The 25,248-nt window shown below is 48.3% G+C and carries 18 protein-coding genes; 5 read left to right on the top strand and 13 right to left on the bottom strand.

All coding sequences use genetic code 11. The features are described from left to right. Positions 1-563: 563 nt before the first annotated feature. Positions 564-1,028, top strand: a complete 465-nt coding sequence (locus tag EYR25_RS18380; protein ID WP_011715450.1) for an RNA-binding protein — start codon at positions 564-566, stop codon at positions 1,026-1,028. A gap of 11 nt (positions 1,029-1,039) precedes the next feature. On the opposite strand, the gene murI is transcribed toward EYR25_RS18380, so the two are convergent. Continuing rightward, positions 1,040-1,858, bottom strand: coding sequence for a glutamate racemase (murI, locus tag EYR25_RS18375; protein WP_133182062.1), 819 nt, complete (start codon positions 1,856-1,858; stop codon positions 1,040-1,042). Positions 1,859-1,999: 141 nt separating this feature from the next. Here murI and trmA point away from each other — a divergent pair, with 141 nt between their 5' ends. Continuing rightward, the gene (gene trmA / locus EYR25_RS18370; RefSeq protein WP_086902844.1) at positions 2,000-3,097 is read left to right on the top strand and encodes a tRNA (uridine(54)-C5)-methyltransferase TrmA; all 1,098 of its coding nucleotides are present in this window, start codon (positions 2,000-2,002) and stop codon (positions 3,095-3,097) included. Between the two features lie 69 nt (positions 3,098-3,166). Here the strand turns inward: trmA and fabR are convergent, their stop codons facing one another. After that, positions 3,167-3,781: an HTH-type transcriptional repressor FabR gene (gene fabR, locus EYR25_RS18365; protein ID WP_011070594.1), complete on the bottom strand. Its 615-nt coding sequence runs from the start codon at positions 3,779-3,781 to the stop codon at positions 3,167-3,169. A 143-nt stretch (positions 3,782-3,924) separates the two neighbouring features. On the opposite strand from fabR, the gene EYR25_RS18360 reads away from it, so the two are divergent. From EYR25_RS18360 to mnmH, 3 genes are all read left to right on the top strand, one after another. Then, positions 3,925-5,031: an acyl-CoA desaturase gene (locus EYR25_RS18360; protein WP_133182060.1), complete on the top strand. Its 1,107-nt coding sequence runs from the start codon at positions 3,925-3,927 to the stop codon at positions 5,029-5,031. Between the two features lie 96 nt (positions 5,032-5,127). Further along, positions 5,128-6,186 (top strand): selenide, water dikinase SelD, encoded by a 1,059-nt coding sequence (selD, locus tag EYR25_RS18355; RefSeq protein WP_133182058.1) that lies wholly within the window; start codon positions 5,128-5,130, stop codon positions 6,184-6,186. After that, on the top strand, positions 6,186-7,340 hold the full coding sequence (mnmH, locus tag EYR25_RS18350) for a tRNA 2-selenouridine(34) synthase MnmH (protein WP_133182056.1): 1,155 nt from the start codon (positions 6,186-6,188) through the stop codon (positions 7,338-7,340). Before selD ends, mnmH begins: the two co-directional genes overlap by 1 nt. Before the next feature lie 54 nt (positions 7,341-7,394). Here the strand turns inward: mnmH and EYR25_RS18345 are convergent, their stop codons facing one another. From EYR25_RS18345 to EYR25_RS18295, 11 genes are all read right to left on the bottom strand, one after another. Then, on the bottom strand, positions 7,395-9,257 hold the full coding sequence (locus tag EYR25_RS18345; RefSeq protein ID WP_133182053.1) for an MFS transporter: 1,863 nt from the start codon (positions 9,255-9,257) through the stop codon (positions 7,395-7,397). Beyond that, a complete protein-coding gene (locus EYR25_RS18340; protein WP_133182051.1) occupies positions 9,248-9,859 on the bottom strand; it encodes a TetR/AcrR family transcriptional regulator in 612 nt (203 codons plus the stop codon). The genes EYR25_RS18345 and EYR25_RS18340 overlap by 10 nt, the downstream gene beginning before the upstream one ends. A 230-nt stretch (positions 9,860-10,089) precedes the next feature. After that, complete coding sequence (locus tag EYR25_RS18335) at positions 10,090-10,533, bottom strand: GNAT family N-acetyltransferase (RefSeq protein ID WP_133182049.1); 444 nt, start codon at positions 10,531-10,533, stop codon at positions 10,090-10,092. A 6-nt stretch (positions 10,534-10,539) separates the two neighbouring features. Beyond that, positions 10,540-11,352, bottom strand: coding sequence for a 3'(2'),5'-bisphosphate nucleotidase CysQ (gene cysQ / locus EYR25_RS18330; protein ID WP_011621003.1), 813 nt, complete (start codon positions 11,350-11,352; stop codon positions 10,540-10,542). Positions 11,353-11,422: 70 nt separating this feature from the next. After that, positions 11,423-11,974: an ADP compounds hydrolase NudE gene (gene nudE, locus EYR25_RS18325; RefSeq protein ID WP_011621002.1), complete on the bottom strand. Its 552-nt coding sequence runs from the start codon at positions 11,972-11,974 to the stop codon at positions 11,423-11,425. Positions 11,975-12,211: 237 nt separating this feature from the next. Beyond that, positions 12,212-20,002, bottom strand: a complete 7,791-nt coding sequence (locus tag EYR25_RS18320) for an Ig-like domain-containing protein (RefSeq protein ID WP_133182046.1) — start codon at positions 20,000-20,002, stop codon at positions 12,212-12,214. Between the two features lie 96 nt (positions 20,003-20,098). Further along, positions 20,099-20,698, bottom strand: a complete 600-nt coding sequence (locus EYR25_RS18315; RefSeq protein WP_023266218.1) for a phage tail protein — start codon at positions 20,696-20,698, stop codon at positions 20,099-20,101. Between the two features lie 234 nt (positions 20,699-20,932). Beyond that, positions 20,933-21,421 (bottom strand): GNAT family N-acetyltransferase, encoded by a 489-nt coding sequence (locus EYR25_RS18310; RefSeq protein ID WP_133182044.1) that lies wholly within the window; start codon positions 21,419-21,421, stop codon positions 20,933-20,935. Beyond that, the gene (locus EYR25_RS18305) at positions 21,408-22,598 is read right to left on the bottom strand and encodes a hypothetical protein (RefSeq protein ID WP_133182042.1); all 1,191 of its coding nucleotides are present in this window, start codon (positions 22,596-22,598) and stop codon (positions 21,408-21,410) included. Before EYR25_RS18305 ends, EYR25_RS18310 begins: the two co-directional genes overlap by 14 nt. Beyond that, the gene (locus EYR25_RS18300) at positions 22,598-24,607 is read right to left on the bottom strand and encodes a phytanoyl-CoA dioxygenase family protein (protein ID WP_133182040.1); all 2,010 of its coding nucleotides are present in this window, start codon (positions 24,605-24,607) and stop codon (positions 22,598-22,600) included. The genes EYR25_RS18305 and EYR25_RS18300 overlap by 1 nt, the downstream gene beginning before the upstream one ends. After that, complete coding sequence (locus EYR25_RS18295) at positions 24,585-25,184, bottom strand: aspartyl/asparaginyl beta-hydroxylase domain-containing protein (RefSeq protein ID WP_165953525.1); 600 nt, start codon at positions 25,182-25,184, stop codon at positions 24,585-24,587. Before EYR25_RS18295 ends, EYR25_RS18300 begins: the two co-directional genes overlap by 23 nt. Between the last annotated feature and the right edge of the window lie 64 nt (positions 25,185-25,248).

Raw genomic sequence — 25,248 nt, 5'->3', positions numbered from 1 at the left:
TTGTACATATTGCTATGAACACTCATTCATTGATTTAATTCTTTGATTACTCGCCAAACGGCAGAGTAATTTCGATTAACTCAACACCTGTGAGTGTCCACACAGATTTGCTTGATAAATTGTTAAAGAGCGTTGACCATCGCCTTATCGCAAGTGATTTCAGCGGGTCAGGGCTGCGTATTCTACGCATTCCCGTTTTTGCGTCAAGTAGTTTTTGCAACTTTCTTTTCGCTCATCGAGGAGTTAATCACTCGATGAACCGACACTTGAAACTGCGTATTGCTGTCTGCCGTGTCAGTGGATGCGCATTATAGGCAGCAGAACTTTTTACGCAAGGGCTTTTTTCGACTAACCGAATCGTACGCCGATATTTTAAACATCATGTCTATTTTTTATCTCTTTCTGCTTTGTTATTCGATTTTAAAGCGAATTTTTATCTGAGAAATGATAATTCACGCTCAATTTTTCGGCAGCGGTCTAGTGTAAAAGTAAATAATTCATTACCATATGACTTGCTGTTAACAGTTATTTATCATTTTCTATTTCATTCAGAGAGCATTTATATGCAAAAGTCATTTCTTATTGTTTTGGTTATTGCCATTCTCGGCGCAATTGCGCTATCTCAATTTGCAACTACATTACCTGCGTACATCGCTTTTGTTGCTGGCGTTATCATTACTACTCTCGTTTTTAAATTTGTCCCTGAGACAAATCAAGCTCAAGGTGCAGATGAGCAATATGTTGGCCCAACCATGACACTCTATGTAGGCAACTTGCCTTATCGCGTCCACGAGGGTGAAGTGAAGGTTCTGTTTGGTGAGTTTGGCCCCGTCAACTCAGTACGTTTAGTGCGTGATCGTAAAACGGGTCGTCGTAAAGGGTTCGGCTTTGTGGAAATGTCCGAGGCGGGAGCTCAAAAGGCGATGGTCAAGTTGAACGACTTTAACTTCCAAGAAAGAACCTTAAAGGTTAGAGAAGCGAAGACTCAAGATTCGGAAGCTGCCGACCGTACAGGTACCGATGAGTAACCCGCGTTAATTTATCCGTTTGAGTTGATTGTGGTGATTCGCTCTAAAGTTGAAAAGCCACAATCGACTAACGTAGTCGCTAATCCCTCACTGATTTCCGCTTTAGTATAAAACGCCTGCATATGTGCATCGCAGTGCGCGTCTTCCTGAATGTGCAGCTCACTGTTAGCCTCAGCCAATAATGTTTTGACTCGCTTGGCAATTGCCTCACCGGAATCGAGCAAGGTGACACCTTGGCCTAATACCTGTTGCAGTTCATCACGCAGCATGGGGAAATGAGTGCATCCAAGCACCAATACATCTAAATCCGCTTCGACGATGGGTGATAGAACCTGTGTTAACCGCGCCATGTCCAATTGGCCGGTGGCAATCTTCTGCTCTGCCATCAGCACTAATTCGGAAGATCCAAACAGCTCAACGTGGCAATCATCGGCAAATTGACTGATGAGTTCATAGGTATAGTGGCGCTTGACCGTTCCTGGGGTGGCGAGCAAACCAATACGCTTACTCTTAGATAACTGCGCCGCGGGTTTAATAGCGGGGACCACACCCACAACAGGAATTGATAAGGTTGCACGCAGCGCTGGCAGCACAACAGTACTGGCGGTATTGCAGGCAACGACAACAATCGCGGCATGGGTACGCTCGACGACTTGGTCGATAAGCGCGACACAACCAGAGACAAGTTCCTGCTCTTCCAACTCGCCATAGGGCAATCTGGCATTATCGAACAAATAGCAGTAATCGTGATGTGGGAGCAATTTGCGAATTTCGGCCAATACGGATAGACCGCCGATGCCAGAATCGAATACTAATATTGGTTGCGACAAGCCCGTCTCCAGTTAATTCGTTGTCCCATTCGCGAGCGGATTCTCCCATAGCTTAACTCAAACCGCAAAACCAAGATGCTGGACATTCGTGTCACCTAGTATAAAATTTGCGCCCCAATTTACAGCCACGGTGAATCGACAATGAACTTAGCAGCAATGGATCCCACGACCTATGATGCGCAACTAACTGCAAAGCGTATCAAGCTAGAGCAGGCCTTTGCCCAATTTGAGACACCGAGTGTTGAAGTGTTTGCCTCAGAACCTGCCCATTATCGGATGCGCGCCGAGTTTCGCGTATGGCATGAGGGCGACGATTTATACTATTACATGTTCGATAAAGTATTGAACGACAAAGTTCGTTGCGATCAATACTTACCGGCGAGTGCCTTAATCAATCAGATGATGGCGGCGCTGATCGCCGAGTTAAAACCGAATCACAGCCTTCGCCACAAACTCTTCCAGGTTGATTTTTTATCAACGCTAAGTGGTGAGATTCTAGTGTCACTGCTGTATCACAGACAGCTTGATGACCAATGGCGCAGCGAAGCCGCCGCACTTAAAGCCAGATTGAGCAGCCAATTTAAGGTCAACATCATAGGCCGTGCGCGCAAACAGAAAATCGATTTAGATAAAGACTTTGTGGTTGAGTCACTGCAAGTGAATGACAAAGTTTTCCATTACAAACAAATCGAAAACAGCTTTACCCAGCCAAATGCCAAGGTGGCAATCAAGATGCTGGAATGGGCTATCGACGTGACTCAACGCAGCCAAGGCGATTTACTGGAGCTTTACTGTGGTAATGGCAACTTCTCCATCGCGCTGGCACAAAACTTTAATCGCGTGCTCGCAACCGAGTTAGCTAAACCTTCGGTGGATGCAGCCCAGTACAATATCGAAGTCAACAATATCGATAATCTGCAGATTATCCGTATGTCGGCGGAAGAATTTAGCGATGCGATGGCGAAAAAACGCAGCTTTAGACGCTTAGAAGGCATAGATCTGGACAGCTATGTCTGCAACACCATTTTTGTCGACCCACCACGAGCAGGTATCGACCCTGCGACGTTGGAGTTAGTGCAAGGTTATGAGCGGATCCTGTATATCTCTTGTAATCCCGACACCTTGAAAGACAATTTGCAGCAATTAAATCAGACCCATAAAGTCACCCGTTTTGCCCTGTTTGATCAGTTCCCTTACACCGACCATATGGAAACAGGTGTACTGCTAGAGCGTCGTTAAGCGACTCTATGTACCTAAAAATAAAGGAGCCATTGGCTCCTTTATTTTTGGACTAAATCACAATCTTACTTAACGATGCTCGACCTTATGTTGTAAGGCTTCGGCACCCTTTGCCACCATACGTAATTGCATCACCAGTTGATCGGCAAGCACTTTACGATCGGCGCGCTTCATATCCAGTGCCGACGCTCCGGCGTTAAACACTAAGGTCACTAACGCTTCTGCCTGTGCTCTGGCCAGCATAGGCGTACGGCCCGCGGTCGCTTCGGTGTAATGGGCCAGTTCAGAGATAAAATGTTCAATCTCACGGGCTACGGCCGCGCGGAATGCCGCAGAGGTACCAGAGCGCTCATGCAGTAAAATTCTGAAAACGTTTGGATTAGAATCAAGTACTTCCATAAAGGTATCCACAGAAATGCGGATCACACTACCCCCGGCTTCGGCACGTTGCCGCCCCTTTCGCATCATCTGTCTTAGGGTGAGCCCGCCCTCGTCGACCATGGTCAACCCGAGTTCATTCATATCCTTAAAATGGCGATAAAAGGATGTGGGCGCAATGTTGGCTTCCCTCGCCACCTCTCGCAAGCTTAAGCTAGAGAAACTGCGCTCAGCACTGAGCTGGTTAAACGCCGCATCGACCAATGCCCGCCGAGTTTTCTCTTTTTGCTGTGCACGAATACCCATTCTTCAATCCGCTAACTGAATGTAATGACGCGATAATACCGCTTTTGCGTCTGAAACACAGCCCCATCCACCTTGACCAAACAAGATTGCTAGGCTAAATTAGCTTACAGTTGTACGCTCAAATGCGGATATTGGAAACTATAATGAATAAACCCCCTATCATCTGGCTAAATGTCATCCTCTTTAGCCTCACCTTCCTCAGTGCAGTTATCCTCGTTCCTTGGTATGGTCTAACCCAGGGTTATGGCGCCAGCGAATGGATTGCTTTTGTAGTGTTAGCCTTTGCAAGTGGTCTGTCGATCACCGCGGGTTACCATAGACTCTGGTCACACAAGGCCTATAAAGCTCACCCTGCGGTACGTTTCCTCTACGCGCTTGGCGGTGCATTAGCATTACAAAACAGTGCATTACATTGGGCATCCGATCATCGTGTGCACCATAAGCATGTCGATGACAATGATAAAGACCCCTACTCGGCTAACATGGGTTTCTGGTACAGCCATATAGGTTGGATGCTGCGCGAATACCAAGCCCAGCGTTACCATGACTACCAAAACGTGCGTGATTTGCAGAACGACCGTATCGTGATGTGGCAACACAAGCACTATCTCGCCCTCGTCATTCTGATGAACATTGGTTTGCCCGCGCTACTCGGCTGGTTCACTGGCAATATCGCCAGCATGTTGCTGATGGCGGGATTACTGCGCTTAGTCGTTGTGCATCATTGCACCTTCTTCATCAACTCCCTCGCCCATGTGTGGGGTAGCCAACCTTATACCGATAAAAACACCGCCCGTGACAACGGTTTTCTGGCGATGTTGACGTACGGTGAGGGTTACCATAATTTTCACCATATCTTCGAAAACGATTACCGTAACGGCATTAAGTGGTGGCATTACGATCCGACTAAGTGGTTGATTAAGGCGTTATCTTGGGTTGGCTTAGCCAAAGACCTACGAACCAGTCCACAGGAGCGGATAGAGAGCGCACGCCTGCAGATGCAACTGCTACACGCCAGAAACAAAGTGCTAAACTTGCCAAATGCTGATGAAATTATTGAAAAAATTCAGCAAGAGTATGAGTTGATGAAACAACATTTACTCGAATATTACCAAGCCCAAAAGACACTGTTAGAAGCCAAACGCAAGCAACTGGTCGATCAACAGTTGTTGCAGCAAGTCGAAGAGTTGAAGATACGATTCCTGACTCAGCAAAAAAGCTGGAAGAGCCTAACGGCAAGTTATAGCTAGAGCACAATTCTCGGTAAAAATCATACGGCCGCCTTGCATGGTGGCCGTATCCTATTATGATGATGCCTCAATCACTTTTTACAGGATGTAGGGCTCATGTCGAATTCCACTGTATCTTCCGCCGATAGCATTAAACTCACAGAATATAGCCATGGTGCTGGCTGCGGCTGTAAAATTTCCCCTAAAGTACTGACCACCATTCTTGCCTCGCAGCTGCCTGTATTCACCGATCCTAACCTGTTGGTCGGCAATCAAAGCCGTGATGATGCAGCCGTTTACAAGCTCAATGATGAAATCGGCATTATCAGTACCACCGACTTTTTTATGCCAATCGTAGATGACCCTTTTACCTTTGGCCGCATCGCCGCCACCAATGCCATTAGCGATATCTATGCCATGGGCGGCACGCCCATGATGGCGATTGCGATTCTAGGCTGGCCAGTGAACAAGCTTCCCGCCGAGATCGCGCAACAAGTGGTCGATGGTGGCCGTCAAGCCTGTATGGAAGCCGGGATAATGCTGGCCGGAGGTCACAGTATCGATGCGCCTGAGCCAATCTTTGGCCTTGCGGTCACTGGGCAAATCGCCCTGACGGATTTAAAACAAAACGATACCGCAAAAGCGGGCGATCGCTTGTATCTCACTAAACCTATCGGAATTGGCATTCTCACTACGGCACAAAAGCAGAAGAAGCTCAAAGATGAAGATAGCCAAATTGCAGTCAATGCTATGTGCCAGCTCAATAGCATAGGCGCCAAAATTGCTAAGATTAAAGGCGTGAACGCCCTCACCGATGTCACAGGTTTTGGGCTGGCGGGCCATCTACTTGAAGTATGTCAAGGTGCTAAACTCACCGCTAAACTTAACCTCGATGCAGTGCCACTCTTACCCCGCGCCCTCGACTATCTAGCACAAGGCTGTATTCCCGGTGGCACCCATCGTAACTACGACAGTTATGGCGAACACTTGCCCACACTTACCGATCATCAAAAAGCCATTTTGTGTGACCCACAAACCAGTGGCGGCTTGTTAGTGGCAGTGTCGAGTGATGCCGAAGCTGAACTGGTGGCACTGCTTAATGCACATCAGATAGAGCCTATCTGTATTGGCTCATTAGAAACGCCCACCTCCACCGCTAATGTAGTGCTGTGTTAATGTCAGCGATGATCATTCCCGCCCAGCAATATCACGATATCTTTGTTGCTGGGCAGCCATTAATCGACTTAAGGGCGCCGATTGAATTTAATCGCGGCGCCTTTCCCTCCTCGATAAATCTACCGTTAATGGTTGATAAGGAAAGGGAAAAAGTCGGCACTTGTTATAAAGAGCAAGGTCAGCAAGCTGCAATAGCCTTGGGCCACTCCCTCGTACATGGCGTGGTAAAACAGCAGCGTATTGATGCTTGGTTAAACTTTTTATCGACTCACCCCGAAGCTTACCTTTGCTGCTTTCGTGGCGGGCTGCGCTCACAATTAACTCAGCAGTGGCTGCAAGAGGCTGGTGTTTCCGTACCTTATGTGCAAGGCGGCTACAAAGGTATGCGCCAATATTTAATGGGTGTAATTGAGGCGGCGCCAAGTCTGCAACCTTTGCTAAGCCTGAGCGGTATGACGGGAAGCGGCAAAACCGATTTCTTAAGACTACGTAAAGAAGCGATTGATCTCGAAGGCATAGCCAATCACAGAGGCTCGAGCTTTGGTAAAAACATCGACCCACAACCGACACAAATTAACTTTGAAAATCAGCTCGCCATTGCCCTGTTACACCATCAATTAGGCAATCACGCCTGTTTGTTGCTCGAGGATGAAAGCTTTTTGATTGGCCGCTCAGCGTTGCCGCAACGCTTTTATAGCGCAATGCAAACGGCCGATATTCTGGTACTCGAAGAAGACGATGACATCAGGCTCACTCGCTTACTCGATGAATACGTTCACAAAATGCACCGAGGATTTTGCGAGCGTCTCGGCTTAGAGGCAGGTTTCGAAGCCTTTAGCCACTACCTATTACAGAGTCTTAGCAGTATTCGCAAACGTCTTGGTGGTAAGCAATATCAAGAGTTGCAAGACATGATACAACAAGCACTGTCGCAGCAACTTAATCAAAACCAAACCTCACAACATTTGGCCTGGATAAGCCTGCTGCTGCACAAATATTACGACCCCATGTACGAATACCAGTTACAAAAGAAAGCCAGCAATATTCTGTTTAGGGGAGGTCACCAAGCCATGCATGAGTGGCTGGATAACTATCAGCGGGATAGCTATCAGCGAAATAACGATCCGTTGGATAGCCACCACTTAAAAGGCTGAAAACAAGAAAACCGTGTGCTAACTGCCACGGTTTTCTTTATCTATCCCGTTAAGTTAGGGCTTATTGAGTAGATTCGCGACACTATCCCTGAGCGAGTGCCGATCAGCATTTTGCCCATCCACCACATCCGTTAAGCTCACCGATACCTTTGACCAAAAGCGTTTCGGCATAGTAGTCAATGCATGGCCGTCCTTATGACTAAAGTAAGAACCCCACAGTCCATTGAGCGCCATAGGGATCACCGGCACGGGATCGCGGGCCAAGATTTTATCAATACCGGGGCGAAACTCGCCGAGCTCACCATCGGGGGTTAAACGACCTTCGGGGAAGATACATACCAACTCGCCATTCGCTAACGCCTCATGAATTGATTCAAAGGCTTGATTGTAAGTGGCCTCACTCTGGCGCGGCGAACAAATCGGGATCACTCCAGCATGGCGGAACAGGTATTTCAGTACCGGAATTTCACTGATCGATTTATCCATCACGAAACGAATCGGCCGGGTCGACGCCCCCATAATGATCAACGCATCCACATAGCTCACATGGTTACAGACTATGATACCTGCGCCTTCTTTGGGGATCTTTTCTCGCCCAGTCACAGTCACCCGATACATCACATGACTGAGTAAATAACTGATAAATCGTTGAGTAAACTCAGGCACTTGCGAATACACGTAAAGCGCAACCACAAAGTTCATCACCGCCAGCAGCAGGAACAACTGTGGAATACTCCAGCCAGCCACCCCGAGTAGCAGCATAGACAACAACGCCGACGCCACCATAAAGAGCGAGTTCATAATGTTATTCGCAGCAATCGCTTGCGCACATTCTCCCTTAGCGGAGCGCGCCTGAATAAAGGCATACAGAGGCACGATAAACAAACCACCGCTGACCCCAATCATAAAGAAGTCCAACATCACTCGATAATGCTTCTGCTCGGCAATAAAGCTTTGTAAGCCATACACAAACTGCGCATCCGCAGGTGCGGGCGGAATCGCCCACAGCAAGTCCACACCAAACACAGTTAAGCCGAGCACCCCAAAGGGCAGCAAACCTAACTCCACATGGCCAAAGGAAAAACGCTCACACACAAAGGAGCCAACCGCAATCCCGATAGAGAACATCCCCAGTAGAAGCGACACCACGGTCGCGCCAGAGTGCAAATGCAACTTGGCAAAGTTAGGGAATTGGGTCAGATATGTGGCACCCAAAAACCAGAACCAGCTAATGGCGAGGATGGCCATCCAAATCGAAGGCGTTTGACGCGCCTTCTTTATGGTGCGCCAAGTGCCTGATAATGGGCGAAATTGGATTTTCTGAACTGTACCCTGTGGCGGTAAAGCAGGGATCGCACGGCTAGATAAATACCCCGCCAAGGCAAGGGCTGCGACCGTGATGGCCGACCAAAAAGTGGCATTGTTATCAGACACCAAAATCCCGGCACTCAAGGTACCAATCAAGATAGACAGAAACGTCCCCATCTCAACCCAGGCATTGCCCGTGACTAACTCATCCTCTTTTAAGGCTTGAGGTAATAGGGAATATTTGACCGGCCCAAAATAGGCCGACTGACTACCGGTTAAAAACAGCAGTAATAACATCATCATGTAATTTTCGCTCACGATGGCCGCGGCGGCGCTGAACATAATGATGACTTCGAGTAGTTTTAAGCGACGGATAAGTTTGGCTTTATCCATATTGTCGGCCACTACGCCTGCATGGGCCGAAAACAGGAAAAACGGCAGGATAAAGACCCCTGCAGCCAAATTGACAAACATGTCGACACTAATAGGCAAATCGTTGACTTGGCTGAAGGTTACCAGCAACAACAACACATTTTTATAGATATTGTCGTTAAGTGCCCCAAGACATTGGGTCGCAAAGTACGGTAAAAAACGTTTTGTTAGCAGCATGACGCTTCCCTCTGATAACCCATTCCCTGTAAATACCCTGTCACATGACTCTCTAACAAAGCGGGTAAAGATGCCGTATCGGCAAACAATTTATTATCCAGTGATAAGGCGGTGAGACCATGGATGCCGCCCCAGAGTACTCGGCTCATTTGGAGTTGCTGCTCAGCAGTTTTATGGGGGAACAACAGGACTAACTCGCGCTCGATTAAACTGAATAAACCCGCGATAAGTTGGCCTTGGGATTCAGGCAAAGGCTCAGAGTCGAGTAGCTGCAGTTCAAATACCAACTTAAAACATTGGCGCTGTGCGTGGGCAAACTCCGCGTATTTTTGCGCCATGCTAATGATTTGATTGCGACGATTATCAGCACTTACCTCGGAGAGCTGACGCATCAACGCCTGCAGCGTTGCCTCAGAAACGGCTAACAGTAGGTAGTTATAACTACCAAAGATATTGATTAAGGTACTAGGCACATAGCCAATCTGGCTAGCAATCTTGCGTAAACTCAGTTCTTGTGTCCCTTGCTGTTGCAGCAATACCATTGCCGCTTCTACTGCCATAGCACGAATCTCATCATGACTATGTTCTTTGCGTCTCGCCATAGGTCTCACTCCCTGTTGAATGCTGTGAGATTAACAGTCTAAAAAATAAAAAACAACGTTCAAAATAAGTTTATTTTGCGTACAGCATGAAGTAAAAGGCATAAAAATGAGGGAAGAAGGGCTAACTTCGAGGCAAGCGCTCGATGGAAACCTTGGAAGGAACTTAACTTTTAACGCATAAAAAAATGGCGCCCTCAATCGAGGGCGCCATTTCGAGGTTGAACTTTTACCTAGCGGCAGTGATAACTCATCACGACTCTATCTGCCCCTGCGCCAAAATAGTCCGCTTCGAAGGCAGTATCGACAAACCCTAAACGCTGATACAAACCATGGGCTGGGTTGTGGGGATCGACGGTTAAATCCACCCGCTTAACCTGAGGCGGTAGCTGAGTTAAACATTGTTGGATTAATTGTTTGCCAATGCCTCGCCCGCGGGATTGCTCACTCACCGCCACGGAGAGAATCCACATACAAGCAGGGTCACCACTTTGAGCGCAGAGCAAATAGCCTAACAGCTTACCGCCATCACCTACGGCAACCAGAAAATGCTCTGGCCAACAATCAAATCCTTGGCGAAAGAAAAAATCGGGATAACAATGATCGCCAAAGATAGCCTGTTCGAGTTGAAAAACATCGGCTAACTCTGACTTTAATACTGGACGGATAGACTGCATGTAAAACTATTCACCAATTAAAATTTTATCCCACTCTAAATTGGGCGCACCAACAACAATAAAGTTGGGATTTTCAAGCGTCTCACGCTCATTGTAGGTTAAAGGTTGCAGCTCAGTATCCATGAGCTGGCCACCCGCTTCCTCAATAATGATCTGCGCGGCACCGGTATCCCACTCCCCCGTCGGCCCGACTCGCACATAGCAATCAGCGCGTCCTTCGGCAACCAGACAACTCTTTAAGGCCGCACCGCCCATGACCACCAGCTCACAGTGCTTAGGCTGATTGAACAGGGTCAACACGGATTGGGGATCCTGACGACGACTCACAGCTAACCTAAGGGAAACTTGCTCACGGTGCTGAATTTGCCGACTGCTGATGCGCACTTCCTGCTTATCGGTACGTTTATAGGCGCCTAAGCCCGCAATGGCGTAGTAACACACCTGCGTCATAGGCACATAAACCACGCCCATTACAGGGCGATTGTGCTCCACCAGCGCAATGATCACCGAAAAGTCACCACTGCCCGCAATAAACTCCCCCGTACCATCGAGGGGATCGACTAACCAATAACGTTTCCAGCCTTCGCGCACGCTTAGGGGAATATCGGCAGCCTCTTCAGACAGGATAGGAATATCGGGCGTCAATGCGGCTAAGCGTTCACAGATCAGCTTATTCGCCGCTAAGTCCGCCGAGGTGACGGGGGTATTATCAGACTTGGTTTCTCGTTCAAAATTACCCTTGAGGTAAATCTCACGAATAGTGCGACCCGCATCCGTTGCTATCGCAATCACCTCGTCGATTAACTCTTCTGGCTTCATAACCACTCCAATCGCAAACTTCGCGAATGATTTACAAGCACTCAGTTGCTGAACGCTTTAACGAAAAAGATTATTTAAGTTGTAGGTGTTTCTGCGCTAAAAACAATGCGCTCACACTACGAGATTCGGAAAAATCGCTATTATCGAGTAACGCTTCCCACTCGGCCAATGCCCAAGGCACTACATCTATGGGTTCTGGCTCATCGCCTTCGAGGCGGCTTTCATATAAATCTTCTGCTATGAAAATTTGCATCTTGCTAGAGAAATAACCCGGTGCAAGACTAAGTTCTTTCAACAGTGTCAGCTTACGCGCCCCAAAACCGATTTCTTCCTGTAATTCTCGATTGGCCGCCTCGATAGCTTGCTCACCTGGGTCAATTAATCCCTTAGGAAAACCTAGCTCGTAATTGTCGGTGCCAGCGGCATATTCACGGGCTAACAACATGTTGCCTTGATGAATGGGCACCACCATCACAGCGCCACGGCTTCCGCCCTTCATCCGCTCATACTGGCGCTCGACACCGTTGGAGAATTTAAGATGGACCTGTTCAATTTGAAACAAACGGCTCTTAGCGACAACTTCAGTATGCAAGATTTCCGGCTTATGGTGCCGCTGCGACATAACTGCCCCTGGATAAAAATAGCAACAAACTAACTAGGATAAGTGACAATCTTACTATCCTGTCTTTAATCTACAACCTGAATTTAGTGCGGCTATTCCAAAGACCACCATCCAAGCCATGGGATTTAAATCACATACTCAGCAAGGACAAAGGAGAAACGGTTAAAACTTTTCGCTTTTTACCGCGAAAAATCACCAACAAAAAAGGGGCTAAGCCCCTTTTGATGTCAACATCATCTAAAACTGATAGCGCAGATTGAGCTGATAACTCAATAGATCATTCGGCTCGATATCTATGTATTGATAACCTAACCCCACGGACCAAGCATCACTGAATTGGTAACTAAAACGCACTCCCGCATACCAATCAGTGCCATCTAAATCGGTCTTGATCGTTGTATTGCCCATGGTACTGCTGATATCTGCTTGCCAATGGAACAAGCCAACGGGTACTTCAAAACGCCACCCCTCATGTTCAAGCAAGGTAAGTCTCAGGCCAAGCATCACCCCATCGGCAAGGACTGGAGTGACGGTTTTCACCAACTCATGGTATTGCTCCGGTGTTAAGGTTGCGCCCTTAATTCTCGCGCTTCCTTCACCAAAGTCGGCATAACCCAGTTCCAACGCTACGGTCGGCGTCCACTGATAACCCAGACTCACCCCAAATGCGGTATCCGAGTCATCGACGTTGAGAAGTTGCCCCTCTCCGACTTGGACGTTCAACTCAGGCAGGGTTTTATCGGCCTTCGCTTGGCCAATGAACCCCTCAACATACCAGTCTGTTGCCTGTGCCTGTTGCGTCACACTGAGAAATAACAGGCAGCCTAAGGCCAATCGCTGTAGCTCTCGGCGGCGCAACATGGCGCACGCTAAGATAAATGCCAACGCCCATAAGGTCATACTGCCTCCTCCTGACTTATTATCGATAATGACCTCTTGATAGGCTTTAACAGTGATAAGCACTTGCCCCGTTGCTTCACCACCTTGACCATCGCTAATCCTATAGGTCACGGTATCCACACCATCAAACCCTGTTTTAGGGATATAACGCAGTTTATTCGCCTCGATAGTCACACTGCCTTGTTGAGCTGTCGCACTTAACAGGGTCAACGTATTACCATCCAGATCGGTGTCATTACTCAGCACGTCGATAAGCAAGCTGGTGCGATCATCGGTGGCGGCGCTGTCATCAACAGTCACAGGGGCTGTGTTGCCATTCACCTCAATCGTCAGCTCACTACTTGCCGTACCACCTTTACCATCGGTAATGCTATACACCAACACATCGGTGCCGATAAAGTCTGCCGCTGGCGTGTAACTGATCCGTTGATCCGCTAACACTGTGGCAGTGCCAAACTCACTGATCACTTGAGTAACACTCAAACTATCCCCATCGCTATCCGTATCGTTGGCAAGCACGTTCACATCGATACTCTGGTTCCAGGCAATTGCTGCCGAGTCAGGATTGGCGACAGGCAAGTGGTTACCATTGAGCATCACAGCCACGCCACTTGGGTCGACAATAGTACGGTTAGCCACACCATCATCATCGTTAGGGCCACCGTCTTCGATGGTTAACTGCACACACCAATGGCCTTCGGTTAATCCCGGCGTCCAACTGCTATCCCCCGGTGGAGGGCAGAAACCACGCTCACCTTCGGTACTGGCAACAGTGTTGTTTGCATCAATCACAAAGTCACGCCAGCCCGCTTGAGCATTGAACTTGCGATAGACGGCATTCGCAGGAACGGGCGAACGTTGTGGCAATACCAAGCTATAGCTTTGACCCTGTTGTGGTAGGCCCGTGGCGATAAAGTCGAAAATACCACCCACATTGGCTGCTAAAGCATCTTCAGCCACGGCTTCAGGCTGTAGCTGCACGCCGCTCTGTCCACGGCTTAGGGCAATATTCCCCAAACGTAAACAGACACCCGCCTGCCCTTCGGCCAAGAAGTAGACTGGCTGTAATTCCCCTTCAGGCATCACATTACAGTCGTTATTGGCATCTAAATAATCCGGAATACCATCGCTATCGCTATCGCTATAGCCTTCTTGAACATCAGGGATTAAATCGCCATCCGTATCGGCACTCGTCAATGCGGCTAAACTTGGACGCACAACGATATACACAGTTTCGGTACTCGACAGTACAGGCGAACCATCATCGGTCACCGTTAGGCTCACAGGATAAATCCCCGGAGTCACCGCGGCTGGAGAGAATGTCATCCCCGTCGCATCCGCTTGCAAGCTTAACCCGCCGCTTGTCCACGTCAGCGTCAATGTATCCTGCTCATTGGCGTCCGAGGCGGTGGCACGGATATGCACATCACCAGCATTTTGCGCGACAATGACTTGCTGCTGGCCAGCTTGAGTCACCGCTAAACTGACCTGTGGTGCAATATTGGCTTCGGTAATCACCACTTGGGTCTGCTGCTTACTACCAAGATTCAGGCTTGGGTCAAGGCTGATTAATACCTCTTCATTCCCTTCGCTCACACCATCGTTCAGGGTAGTAAAGTGGATTTCTGCCATTTGTCCTGCGGCTATCTCCACTACGCCATCAACCAAATCATGGTCGCTACTGTCTGCCGTTCCTGACACTGTGTAAGGAATACTCAGCGGATAACTCGGTGCCTCACCATTGAGATGAACACTCACAGTCACTTGATTTCCTTCAGCAACAACTTGATCTTTGCTCAGTGAAATCAATGGATTGACTTTAATCTTCTGCGCTTTAATCGCCTTATTGCCCTCGCTGTCTACTGCCTGCCAATAGGCTAAGTAGTTGCCAGGGGCGAAGAACAAGCTCTTATTCACCAGCGACACAGGCAATGGATGGCCATTACGGTCAACCGCCTTGGCAAAACCGAGTTTCACCCGCGTAAACAGGCCAGTCGCATTCACCTCAACATCATCAGGGAGGGTGATCACGGGTTGATTCGCTGAATCAGCGCCTTCAATCAGCACATTCACTTTAGCGGTTGCTCGGCCTTTGTTGCCATCGCTAATGGTATAACGCAGTGCAACTGGCCCCACATAAGCCTCGGGCGCGGTAAAGCTGAGTCCATCGGCAGTGATTTGTACACTGCCAATATCCGCAGCGGCACCATCAATGCTTAAGGCGTCGCCATCGACATCCACATCGTTTGCCAGCACCGCCAGCGAATAGGTGTCATTGGGGGTACTGGTTAAGGTATAGCTATCATCGACAGCTTGAGGATCATCGTTCACTGGCGTAACCGTAATGGTGACTGTGGCGGGCTCAGAGCTTAACTCTGCATCCTTGGCAATAAAGCCAATAGAATCAGTACCATTAAAATCCTTCTCAGGCATGTAGAGCCAGACACTACCATGCTGCTCTAAGGTACCAGAGGCAGGTTGCGCGGTGATCTCATAGGTCAGAGGATCATTATCGGCATCCTCAGCAGCAAGCGTAATCATCAGCGAACTGTCTTCCTCTAATGTCACAGACTGATTGGAAGCGACAGGTGCATCATTGACGTTTGCCACCACAATGGTAAAGCTCTGCTCTGCGGTTAAGCCATCGACATCGGTGGCGCGAAGCACCACGGCATGGCTGCCGACGTTATCGTTACTTGGCGTACCACTTAACACGCCCGTNCCNGCATTAAAGCTCAGCCAGCTTGGCAGTGTNACNGCNCTNANGGTNANACTGTCNCCCACATCGCTGTCGCTTGCGACCAAGGTATAGCTATAGGCCGCATCNTGAGTGGCACTGGTTAACGCAGTTGAACTGATGGTCGGTGCATCATTGATGTTTGCCACCACAATGGTAAAGCTCTGCTCTGCCGTCAGGCCATCTGTGTCTGTTGCCCGTAGTACTACCGCATGGCTACCCACGTTAGCATTGCTTGGGGTACCACTCAGCACGCCCGTCGCCGNATTGAAGCTCANCCAGCTTGGCAGTGTGACGGCACTTAANGTGACACTGTCGCCNACATCGCTGTCGCTTGCGACCAAGGTGTAGCTATAGGCCGCATCTTGAGTGGCACTGGTNANCGCNGTTGAACTGATGGTCGGCGCATCGTTGACGTTTGCCACCACAATGGTAAAGCTCTGCTCTGCCGTCAGGCCATCTGTGTCTGTTGCCCGTAGTACTACCGCATGGCTGCCCACGTTAGCGTTAGTTGGCGTACCACTCAGGACACCTGTCGCCGCATTGAAGCTCAGCCAGCTTGGCAGTGTAACGGCNCTTAANGTNACACTGTCGCCCACATCGCTGTCNNTNGCNACNAAGGTNTAGCTATAGGCCGCATCCTGAGTGGCACTGGTNANCGCNGTTGAACTGATAACAGGGGCGCCATTAGGCTTCACTGCGTTACTCGCCGTGGAGGCACTACCGGTTCCGGCTGAGTTTATAGCTGCTACAGTAAATGAATAGGAAGTCCCATTGGTTAATCCAGTTATGGTTATAGGTGAAGCAGTACCCGATGCCGTAATACCGCCAGGAGTAGACACTAAGGAGTAGCCCGTAATGACCGCACCGCCAGTGAATGCCGGGGCACTAAAACTCACCGTTGCTTGAGCATTCCCCGCAGTAGCAGCGCCGATTGTTGGCGCGCTTGGCACAACGGCATTGACACTGAATGAACGACTAACTTGAACAGCAGCCAAATAACTCGCATTGCCTGCTTGATCTGCGTTGATGGTACAAGTACCCACAGTGACAAAGGTCAATACGCCACCACTGGTAATAGTACACACTCCGGGGGTAGATGAGGTAAATGTCGGAATCAAACCTGAATTGGACGTAGCGACCAGTGTCGGCGATGTACCAAAGTTTTGCGCTCCCGGATTGGTGAAAGTAATGGATTGGCTTGCTGCGGGTGTCACGCTATTCGATGCAGCTGATGCAGCACCTGCGCCAGCAGAGTTATTTGCCGTTACCGTAAAGGTATAGGCCTGTCCATTAGTCAAACCTGTCACTAGAATCGGCGAACTGGCACCATTAACTGGGGCAACATCCGGCGGGCTGACGCTCACGGTATAACCCATAATCGAAGTCCCACCTGTATTAGCAGGAGCAACAAAGGCAACACTGGCCTGAGTATCTCCAGCAGTTGCTGTGCCAATTGTTGGCGCACTCGGTACAACAGCATTTACTGTAAATGTTCGGCTGACCGTGGCGGCGGCCAGATAGGACGAATTACCAGCCTGCTCAGCGTTGATGGTACAAGTACCTGCAGTAACAAAAGTCAGGGTTGAACCGCTAACCGTACATACCCCTGTGGTCGATGAGCTAAAGCTGACGGTTAAACCTGATGTTGAGCTGGCAGACAAGTTGGGCGACGTTCCAAAATTCTGCGCCCCAGGGTTAGCAAAAGTAATGGTTTGAGGCGATGCGGGTGTAACTGAATTAGAAGCCGCAGACGCAGCACCAGTCCCTGCGGAGTTAGTCGCTGTAACGGTAAAAGTATAGGACACTCCGTTAGTGAGCCCTGTGACTGTGATCGGCGAACCAGATCCAGTACCCGTTGCACCACCGGGGCTAGCAGTGACAGTGTAGCCTCCGGCAAGGATCGGTGCACCACCAGTGCTGGCGGGAGCTGAAAAGCTAACCGATGCTTGAGTGTCGCCCGCGGTTGCGGAGCCAATAGTTGGGGCACTAGGCGCGACGGCATTAACGCTAAAGGTTTGGCTTACCGTCGTTGCAGCATTGGTAGCAGCATTCCCGGCTTGGTCCGCATCGATAGTACATGAGCCAGAGTTAACAAAGGTCAGCGCACCTCCAGAGGTGATGGTACAGATCCCCGTCGTCGAAGATGAGAAGCTGACCGTCAAGCCCGAGCTAGAGGTCGCACTTAGGGTCGGACTGGTACCAAAATTCTGTGCGCCGGGATTATTGAAAGTAATTGTTTGATTAACTTTGGGCACCACTGAATTGGAAGCAGCGGAGGCAGAGCTTGTTCCAATGGCATTAGTTGCGGTCACCGTAAAAGTATAAGCCGTACCATTCGTAAGGCCAGTCACCGTTATCGGAGACGTTGTGAATCCATTGCCACCTGCAGTAATACCGCCGGGGCTGGATGTCACGGTGTAACCGGTAATCGCCGAGCCACCGTTATTGGCCGGTGCAGTAAAGGCGACGGAAACCTGTCCATCACCTGCTGTTGCAACCCCTATGGTGGGTGCATCCGGTGCCGTTGGAATGGCGACCGTATGGGTCGTGCCACTGGTATAAGCAGCGGGGCCAGCATTGCCAGCCGCATCAGAAATATTGGTGGAACCGTTTAGGTTGAGCTTTATCGTACCATTGCCAGTAATGCTACTCACCGTCACTGTCACGCTGGAGCCCGAACTCGCAGATACACTAGCAATCGTGCCTGTTGCACTACCCGTAGTTCCCAAAGCGAAATCGTCAGTGGAAATATTGCTGACAGACTCACTGAAATTCACGGTGAAATCCACGCTGGTGTCCGTCGATACTGCGCCACCAACAGGAGCTGTGTTAGTTACAGAAGGTGTAACGCCATCCACAACCAGCGCTTTATTGGCGCCCAATGAGTTGGCCGCTCCGGGCGATGCCAGTGTAAGCGTCGCATTATTCGTAGCCGCATCGCGAATAGTGCCGCCATTTAACGACAATGAATTGGTGGCGACATAATCCAAATCGTTTGAGCTATCACCGGACTGAATGGTGTAGCTAAATGTAAGGGTGCTTGTACCTGAGCCGCTGGTGTAATTAATCGTGCGATCTGTTGTGCCTGTTTCAAGGGTTAATTGCGGCGTACCAGTGACATTCACCACTTCACTAAAGTTAACTTGAATACTGATGTTATCGCCCACTTTATAAGTGCCATTGGCTGTACTGGCAGTCACAGAAGATATAGTGGGTGCTATGCCATCAATAGCAATATTCTTATTTGCGCCCAAAGAATTGGCAGTCCCAGGGCTTGGCAAGGTTAGAATGGCATTGTTGCTGGCTGCATCGCGGATAGTGCCACTGTTTAGTGCTAAAGAATTGGTCGCCACATAATCCAAATCGGCCGAGGTATCACCAGATTGAACAGTGTAGTTGAACGTCAAGCTACTGGAATTACTGCCGCTGGTGTAGTCAATAGTGCGATCAGTAGTGCCTGTTTCAAGTGTGAGTTGAGGTGTGCCAGTGACCAACACAGTTTCATCAAAGTTGACCTGAATACTGATGACATCGCCTACTTTGTAGGTACCGTTTGCGGTACTGGCGGAAATAGAACTTACCGTCGGAGCAAGAGTATCGGTAGAAAAAGCGCCCACAGGATTAAAGCCAATGCCGCTGCTGGTACCAGTGAGCGAGCTGCTATTGGTTTGACTGTCATTTACGGTAGTACCACTGGTTTCATTTAACTTCCAGTAACCCAATAAACCGGTTTCATTCCCCACCAACTCCATACTACGATTGTTTTGAATTTGCGTTTGGGTGCGTGCACTACTCCATAAACGTATGTCATCAATGCTACCTACAAAATCATCGACAGATGGGTGGTTTTGCATACCAAACAGCAGGTTGGTCACCGACAATCCAGCATAATCAGGGACAACATTGATAGCCCCTTGATCAAGAACATTGATACCCTGTGCTACTCCATCGACATAAAAATCCCAAGTCCCGTTATCAAATACTACTGCAATGTGATACCAGGTCCCTGTGCTTAAGGACAGTGCATTACTTTCCGTCAAGCAACCAAAATCACAGGCCAAATCGACAGTCAGTTTGCCTGCGTTCAATATGAGGCCACCGGCATCAGCACCGCCAGTGAAATCAACTAAATTAATGAGCCCACTGACGTTAGTAAATTTGGCCCAGAACTCCAGTGTAAATGTCGTCCGGTTCGATAGCGCAGAAGCCGCATTAGTCAGTGTAACGGTATCATTAGCTGTAAAATCATAGGATCGGTTTTGTGCATTAGCACCAAGGGAAGTCATCGCAAACAAACTGCCTACAATAAGTATTGTCCAATAAGAATGCCAGAATCTAACAATAAGATTCTTAACGGCATGTATCGCTTTACAAGCAGGTTGATGCATGATAATTCCCCATAAATAACTTGCCCTAAATACAAATAGTGCGTACTCCTTACGCACTATTTCTCTTACAGATTCCCCTATCTAGTTCGTGTAAATTTAATTACGCGAAGGGAAAATACCTTCAAGTGCGATAATGAAATTCACTGTCAAATAAGGCTGCAATAGTCTTACAGGCAAACTATTTCCAGTATTTGTAGTTGCACCTGTAAGATGTACGCTTGTGGTGGTATTGACTGGTAGCAAATTAGTATTAGGAGCTGCGGAGCTAAAAGCGTTTAGAGCATTAAGGCCGCTAGCGACCTTTGCAGGAACAGTAGTTGGGCTTGGGGTAGACGTATTGCCATTCGCGGTCGAAGCGCCAAGTGCCACGCTAACATTACCTGTTCCAGTTAAATCTACGGCGTGGTTATGTATAGGCATCTGACTAGAGGTGAGAGTAACGGTTTCTTGTCCAGCCATTTCACCTAGAACGTACTGTGATGTACCTGGGCTTTGTCCCTGATGGACGGGCACACGCCCTTGCATGTTCGGTAATGCAAAAGTAGTTTGGCCATTCCCACCATAAGTGGTACCAATTATTGAAAAAAGCGCGGTATATTGCGCTATCGACAACAACTGTCCATTACAAAACGCCCAACCACGTGGAGCAAAGTTGCCGGCGAACATAGAGATTTGACCGATAAATGGCTCTGACATTGTATTTCTCCTTAAATAACGATTTTGTCTATGTAACGTTTTTCAACGATTTCATTACTCACGACATTTAATCGACAGCGAGTTCCTTTTGCTGATGACAACATCATTTGCATCACACATTAATGAGACTGTTATGCAACACAATTAAAACAGCTTGGTTACAACTAAACATATCTGAAAAATCGGCAAACACAATTAAGCAGAAATAATTTTGTGTAAATTATCTGCCTAGGTTTAAGGCCATCGCATTGACTCATAGGTATCTGAACGGCTTTGAAACTGAAATCCATGCCGTAAATAAAGTGATTTAGCCTGAGTATTTTCACTCTCTACTGATAAATGAACAGGCAACTGACGTTGCCTCGCCTCAAGCTTGACCGCCTCTAATACCGCAGAGCCTAAACCGCGACCTCGCATACTTGGCGCAATAATAAAATCAACAAGATGAACCCTATGCTCATTGGTATCGAGCATCAGTTTGCCGACCGCTTGTTGCTGATAACACAAGATATAGATGATGGCATTTGGATATTGATCCCGATAAGAGACTTGCTGCAGCCGATATTGTTGCTCCAGCATGCTTTGCGCGACATCAAGGGGTAAACCAAGCTCATAGAAGAAGGTTTTAGTTGAATAAAAAAGCTCTGCCATAAATAGGTTATCGTTTGCTTTGGCAGGCTTAATACTCAAGCCAGTTAATGGATTTAATTCAGCTAGCATCATGGTTTTTTTCTCGAGCTAAAGGTTGCAACAGTTCCTCATAAGCATTCAATAACAGCTGCCATGAGAGAGTTTGTGATTCATTTACTGGGGTAGATTGCGTGGGTGCAATGGGCACAAACAATTGCCCTTGTCGCTTTACATCAAAGCGCCAGTGGCCTTGCCAGTGCTCAATATCTTCTGCGGCTAACGGCCAGTCTAAAATGGCCGAAAGTGCGCTGGGTTTAAGCGCATTTAATTGTTGATAATCCATTAAGATGCAACGACTTGATTGATAAAGTGCAGCAGTTTGCTGGGCAAAACCATGCAACACATCCATTCGAAATACGTCTAAACTAAGCTCACCATGCGTGTTTTCACTAGACTCACCATGTGTATTTTCACTAAGCGGTAATGAATAGAGAAATAAAGCCTTCACCCGCCCCGCCATATGCATCCCTGCCTCTCGTTGATGCGAAGCCAAAATATCTCTGGGATGGCGCATCAGACATAGCACTCGACTATTAGGATAGAGTTCTAGCAACATGGGCCAACAAGCTAAATCCCACGCATTCCACTTGATCACTAGCTCACACTCATCAGGCCGCAACCGCCCTTGTAGCCTTAAACATAAATCCACCAACTGTGGTTTTAGCACCAAAGGCCAATCGCCATCATGCATAACATCGCTACAGAGCATTGATTCGGACAGCACTCGACAGGTATTGAGTAGGGAAAAACTACTAGAAACCAGTGTTGACCCACAACGGGACCAATGGAAAATCATCAAGTTAGGATTGATAGCGGGCAAACTTTCGCGCTGGGATAATAAGGGTTCGAGCAAGGTTTGAGGTTGGATAAAACTGGCCAGTAAACCACGGCGAGCATCGCAGATATCATCCTCCAAGAAAGGTTTTGATAACCGCTGAAAGACAGGAACCCAACTTATTGTTTTGGTTTGAGCATGATAACGAGAAGGAAACCAAACTTGGCTGAAGCGTGCTAAATCCGGAATGAAACCTTGTTGCTGTAAGGCAATAAATGCCAGCATCTGCTCTAAATTTAGCTCAGGCCAATTGAGGAAGTCTGCCATCAAGGCAACAAAATGCTCAACATCCTGCGCTTGATACAGTAAATACAATGATTCAGGCTGATGCAGCAATTGCCAATAGCATTGCTGTTGTTCATTAAAATTAATCATTAGCTGGCCATTGGATAGAAATTAATGTACTGCACCATGCGGGGTAACAGGCCCCGATTTGGCGTCGGTCCATGGGGCAAGGCATGGTGCCAAATGATTAAATCCCCTGCGCTCGCGGCGATAGGTTTAATCGGCCACTCCTCCCAATGCTGTTGCTGCAACTCCATATCAGTCTTGTTTTGTTTCTTTAGCCAAGTTTCTATTTTGAGGTGAAAGCAGGGAACACAGCAAAATGCCCCCTGCTCGGCAGGGGTATCCGTAAGATAAATTAATCCTTGTGTTCCAAATGGCACAGGTAGTTGCAGTGGCATGTCCCAATGCATATTGGGGCCAGGAAACTGCCAAGTGGGCGTTTCAGGGGGATTAAAACTCACTCTATCAGTCGTCATCACCAAATCGGTACGCTGCCATAATTGTTCAAAGGCTTGGCGGATTAGAGGTGTTTGCCGATTGGCATCGAGGACGGGATGACGAAATAACTGCAGCATGATTTTCTGCATCAACTCATGGGACTGGTACCAAGTTGATGGATCATTTTCATTCGCGCCAAGCTGCTGCCAAATCACGGCTCGACTCGCCGCGCATTGGGCTTTTGACAACACTTGCGGGATGACTAAATAACCTTCCCGTTGCCAAAAGGCGAGTTGGGCGTCGGTAAGCACTTGAGGTAAAGCATCGCTATAAGCTAGCTCTGTATTGCCGTTTTCTGGCTCAGCTTGGGATAAGGCGCGCAATCGCTGATTGATGCCAACAATATCCGCTGTAGTCAGCTTAGTTTGCCTTTGAACGAAGGCGATAAAATCAGCCTGTTTATCATATTGATAGAGCGCCTTCATCCCAGGCTCTAATCCAATACCGCAAAGATCCAGCAGCGCTTTATCTAGGTTCCATTCACTCTCAGTAACCTCATTGGTTTGTCCAAGCTTTTGCAACTGAATTTTTTGCCATAGCCGCTGCAAGTGATAAATCCCCAAACAACTCAAATCCTCACTGCCAACAAGCGGCAATTTCTGCTGCTGATATTTGAAGATAAAATCGGGATAGGTTCCCAACTCGTAGCTAAAGTCCACTCTACTCAGAGGTTTAAGCCACAGGGATTTTTTATATTGGGATAGGGTTAATTGTGATTGATTTTCAAGTAATTGATGTTCGCCATAAACCCTGATTTGCGTCGTCAATTTTAGGTTTATGGGTTGAGGATCATAATCGGGTAACAATAAGCTCCCCGCCAACCCACTCCTGTCGCCTTGAGCGAGCAAGCGGGCATGGGCTAAATCGAGACAGAATAAAGGGCCCAAATATATTGGCGGCTGCTCTTTTAGCTCGAGCCACGCATCCAACTCAATCGACTCGGGGATCAAACATCCATCCTCTGCTAAAAAATGCTGTAGCTGGCTAAAAATCTGTACCTGCGGTTCCTGTTGCAGCAGGTGTTTCATGGTTTCAGAAATAATCAGATCAAAGGTTTGTGTTGATGCTGGCCGCCAAAGCGTAGCGTCAGCACAAATAAGCGCATCGACACGATCCGCTACGCCGAAATATGCCAGCAGCTTTTCAACACTCTCCAATGACGCTCGATGAATGTCGAGTAAGGTTACTCGCACTTGCTTCGCCGTAAATAGCGGTAATAAGGCTAAAATTAACCAAGCAAAAGGCCCTGTTCCGGCATAGAGTATGTGCACAGGATGGTTCGAATTGGCTTTAAGTTTGTCCTGTATCGCTTGATAAATTCCCTGAATAAACACTCTGCTACGCTCGGGATCTTCTGCACATTGCGCCGCAGTTGTTGGTGATACCGCTTTGCCAAAAGCCGTAATACTCGCCTCTGTATCGAGAAACAACGCCGGGTGCAGCTCCAACCCTGTCAATTGGCATAACTGCGCCAGCATAGGATCGATAAGCCGCTTTGCCTCCCCCGCTGAATGGGATTGCAACAGCGCCTGAGCAAACTGCTTTAATCTCAAAAGCGCCTCGCGCTGCCCTGCATTAGGCTTTGATCTTGGCATCATGGATAAGCTCCTTTAACCACGAGTTAACTTCACAATCGATCACCAAATTGATTCTGGCCTCCACACCTTTGTTCGCGACCCAATGGGTTTGGTCGGCATTGATATACCACAGCTCCCCCGCCTTCATCGGCACCCGCTTATCATCCACATAAAAATGCAGTTGGGCGTGGGTTTGAATGGGAAGATGCAACCTTGCTTCGCCTTGCTCTAGGGATAAGCCTTGATCCCTATGGGGTTTGATTTCGGCGCCAGCATGTAAACGCATTAAGCGTACCGATTTAACCGGGCAAGCAAGGGATTGAATAAACTGCTGTAGCGCGGGGCTCGATTCCAGTGAGGGCAAATTATCCCAATCTGTTGCAGCACTAATGGAAAAGGCTTGCAAAATAGGGTGCGCGACTCGGTATTCCTCGGCGCAGCGCAAGGCCAGCACATCCCAACCGCCCTGCGAGCCCGCGTGATAATCCCGCTGGTTAATGTGTGGCAACCACTCATGCTGCAACAAAGTTGTGAGTTCTTGCTGTAAACTAGTGATATTCGGAGCTTGGGTAAGTAAGGCGAATGAGCAGATATCCATATCCAAGTGTCTCATTTTTAGACAAAAACGAATTAATCAAGCCTAGCACAAAGTGTCATGCTGA

Source organism: Shewanella decolorationis (assembly GCF_004354305.1).
GTDB lineage: Bacteria > Pseudomonadota > Gammaproteobacteria > Enterobacterales > Shewanellaceae > Shewanella > Shewanella decolorationis.
The sequence above is the reverse complement of the archived record's forward strand: the minus strand, read 5'-3'. Positions and strand labels throughout refer to the sequence as shown.

What these genes read in the sequence shown, in the direction of transcription:
- EYR25_RS18380 (WP_011715450.1), top strand. Translation starts at nt 564, where the DNA reads ATGCAAAAGTCATTTCTTATTGTTTTGGTTATTGCCATTCTCGGCGCA.
- EYR25_RS18345 (WP_133182053.1), bottom strand. Translation starts at nt 9,257, where the DNA reads ATGCTGCTAACAAAACGTTTTTTACCGTACTTTGCGACCCAATGTCTT.
- nudE (WP_011621002.1), bottom strand. Translation starts at nt 11,974, where the DNA reads ATGTCGCAGCGGCACCATAAGCCGGAAATCTTGCATACTGAAGTTGTC.
- EYR25_RS18315 (WP_023266218.1), bottom strand. Translation starts at nt 20,698, where the DNA reads ATGTCAGAGCCATTTATCGGTCAAATCTCTATGTTCGCCGGCAACTTT.
- EYR25_RS18295 (WP_165953525.1), bottom strand. Translation starts at nt 25,184, where the DNA reads ATGGATATCTGCTCATTCGCCTTACTTACCCAAGCTCCGAATATCACT.
- EYR25_RS18360 (WP_133182060.1), top strand. Translation starts at nt 3,925, where the DNA reads ATGAATAAACCCCCTATCATCTGGCTAAATGTCATCCTCTTTAGCCTC.
- EYR25_RS18340 (WP_133182051.1), bottom strand. Translation starts at nt 9,859, where the DNA reads ATGGCGAGACGCAAAGAACATAGTCATGATGAGATTCGTGCTATGGCA.
- fabR (WP_011070594.1), bottom strand. Translation starts at nt 3,781, where the DNA reads ATGGGTATTCGTGCACAGCAAAAAGAGAAAACTCGGCGGGCATTGGTC.
- EYR25_RS18300 (WP_133182040.1), bottom strand. Translation starts at nt 24,607, where the DNA reads ATGATGCCAAGATCAAAGCCTAATGCAGGGCAGCGCGAGGCGCTTTTG.
- cysQ (WP_011621003.1), bottom strand. Translation starts at nt 11,352, where the DNA reads ATGAAGCCAGAAGAGTTAATCGACGAGGTGATTGCGATAGCAACGGAT.
- trmA (WP_086902844.1), top strand. Translation starts at nt 2,000, where the DNA reads ATGAACTTAGCAGCAATGGATCCCACGACCTATGATGCGCAACTAACT.
- EYR25_RS18335 (WP_133182049.1), bottom strand. Translation starts at nt 10,533, where the DNA reads ATGCAGTCTATCCGTCCAGTATTAAAGTCAGAGTTAGCCGATGTTTTT.
- selD (WP_133182058.1), top strand. Translation starts at nt 5,128, where the DNA reads ATGTCGAATTCCACTGTATCTTCCGCCGATAGCATTAAACTCACAGAA.
- EYR25_RS18305 (WP_133182042.1), bottom strand. Translation starts at nt 22,598, where the DNA reads ATGATTAATTTTAATGAACAACAGCAATGCTATTGGCAATTGCTGCAT.
- EYR25_RS18310 (WP_133182044.1), bottom strand. Translation starts at nt 21,421, where the DNA reads ATGATGCTAGCTGAATTAAATCCATTAACTGGCTTGAGTATTAAGCCT.
- mnmH (WP_133182056.1), top strand. Translation starts at nt 6,186, where the DNA reads ATGTCAGCGATGATCATTCCCGCCCAGCAATATCACGATATCTTTGTT.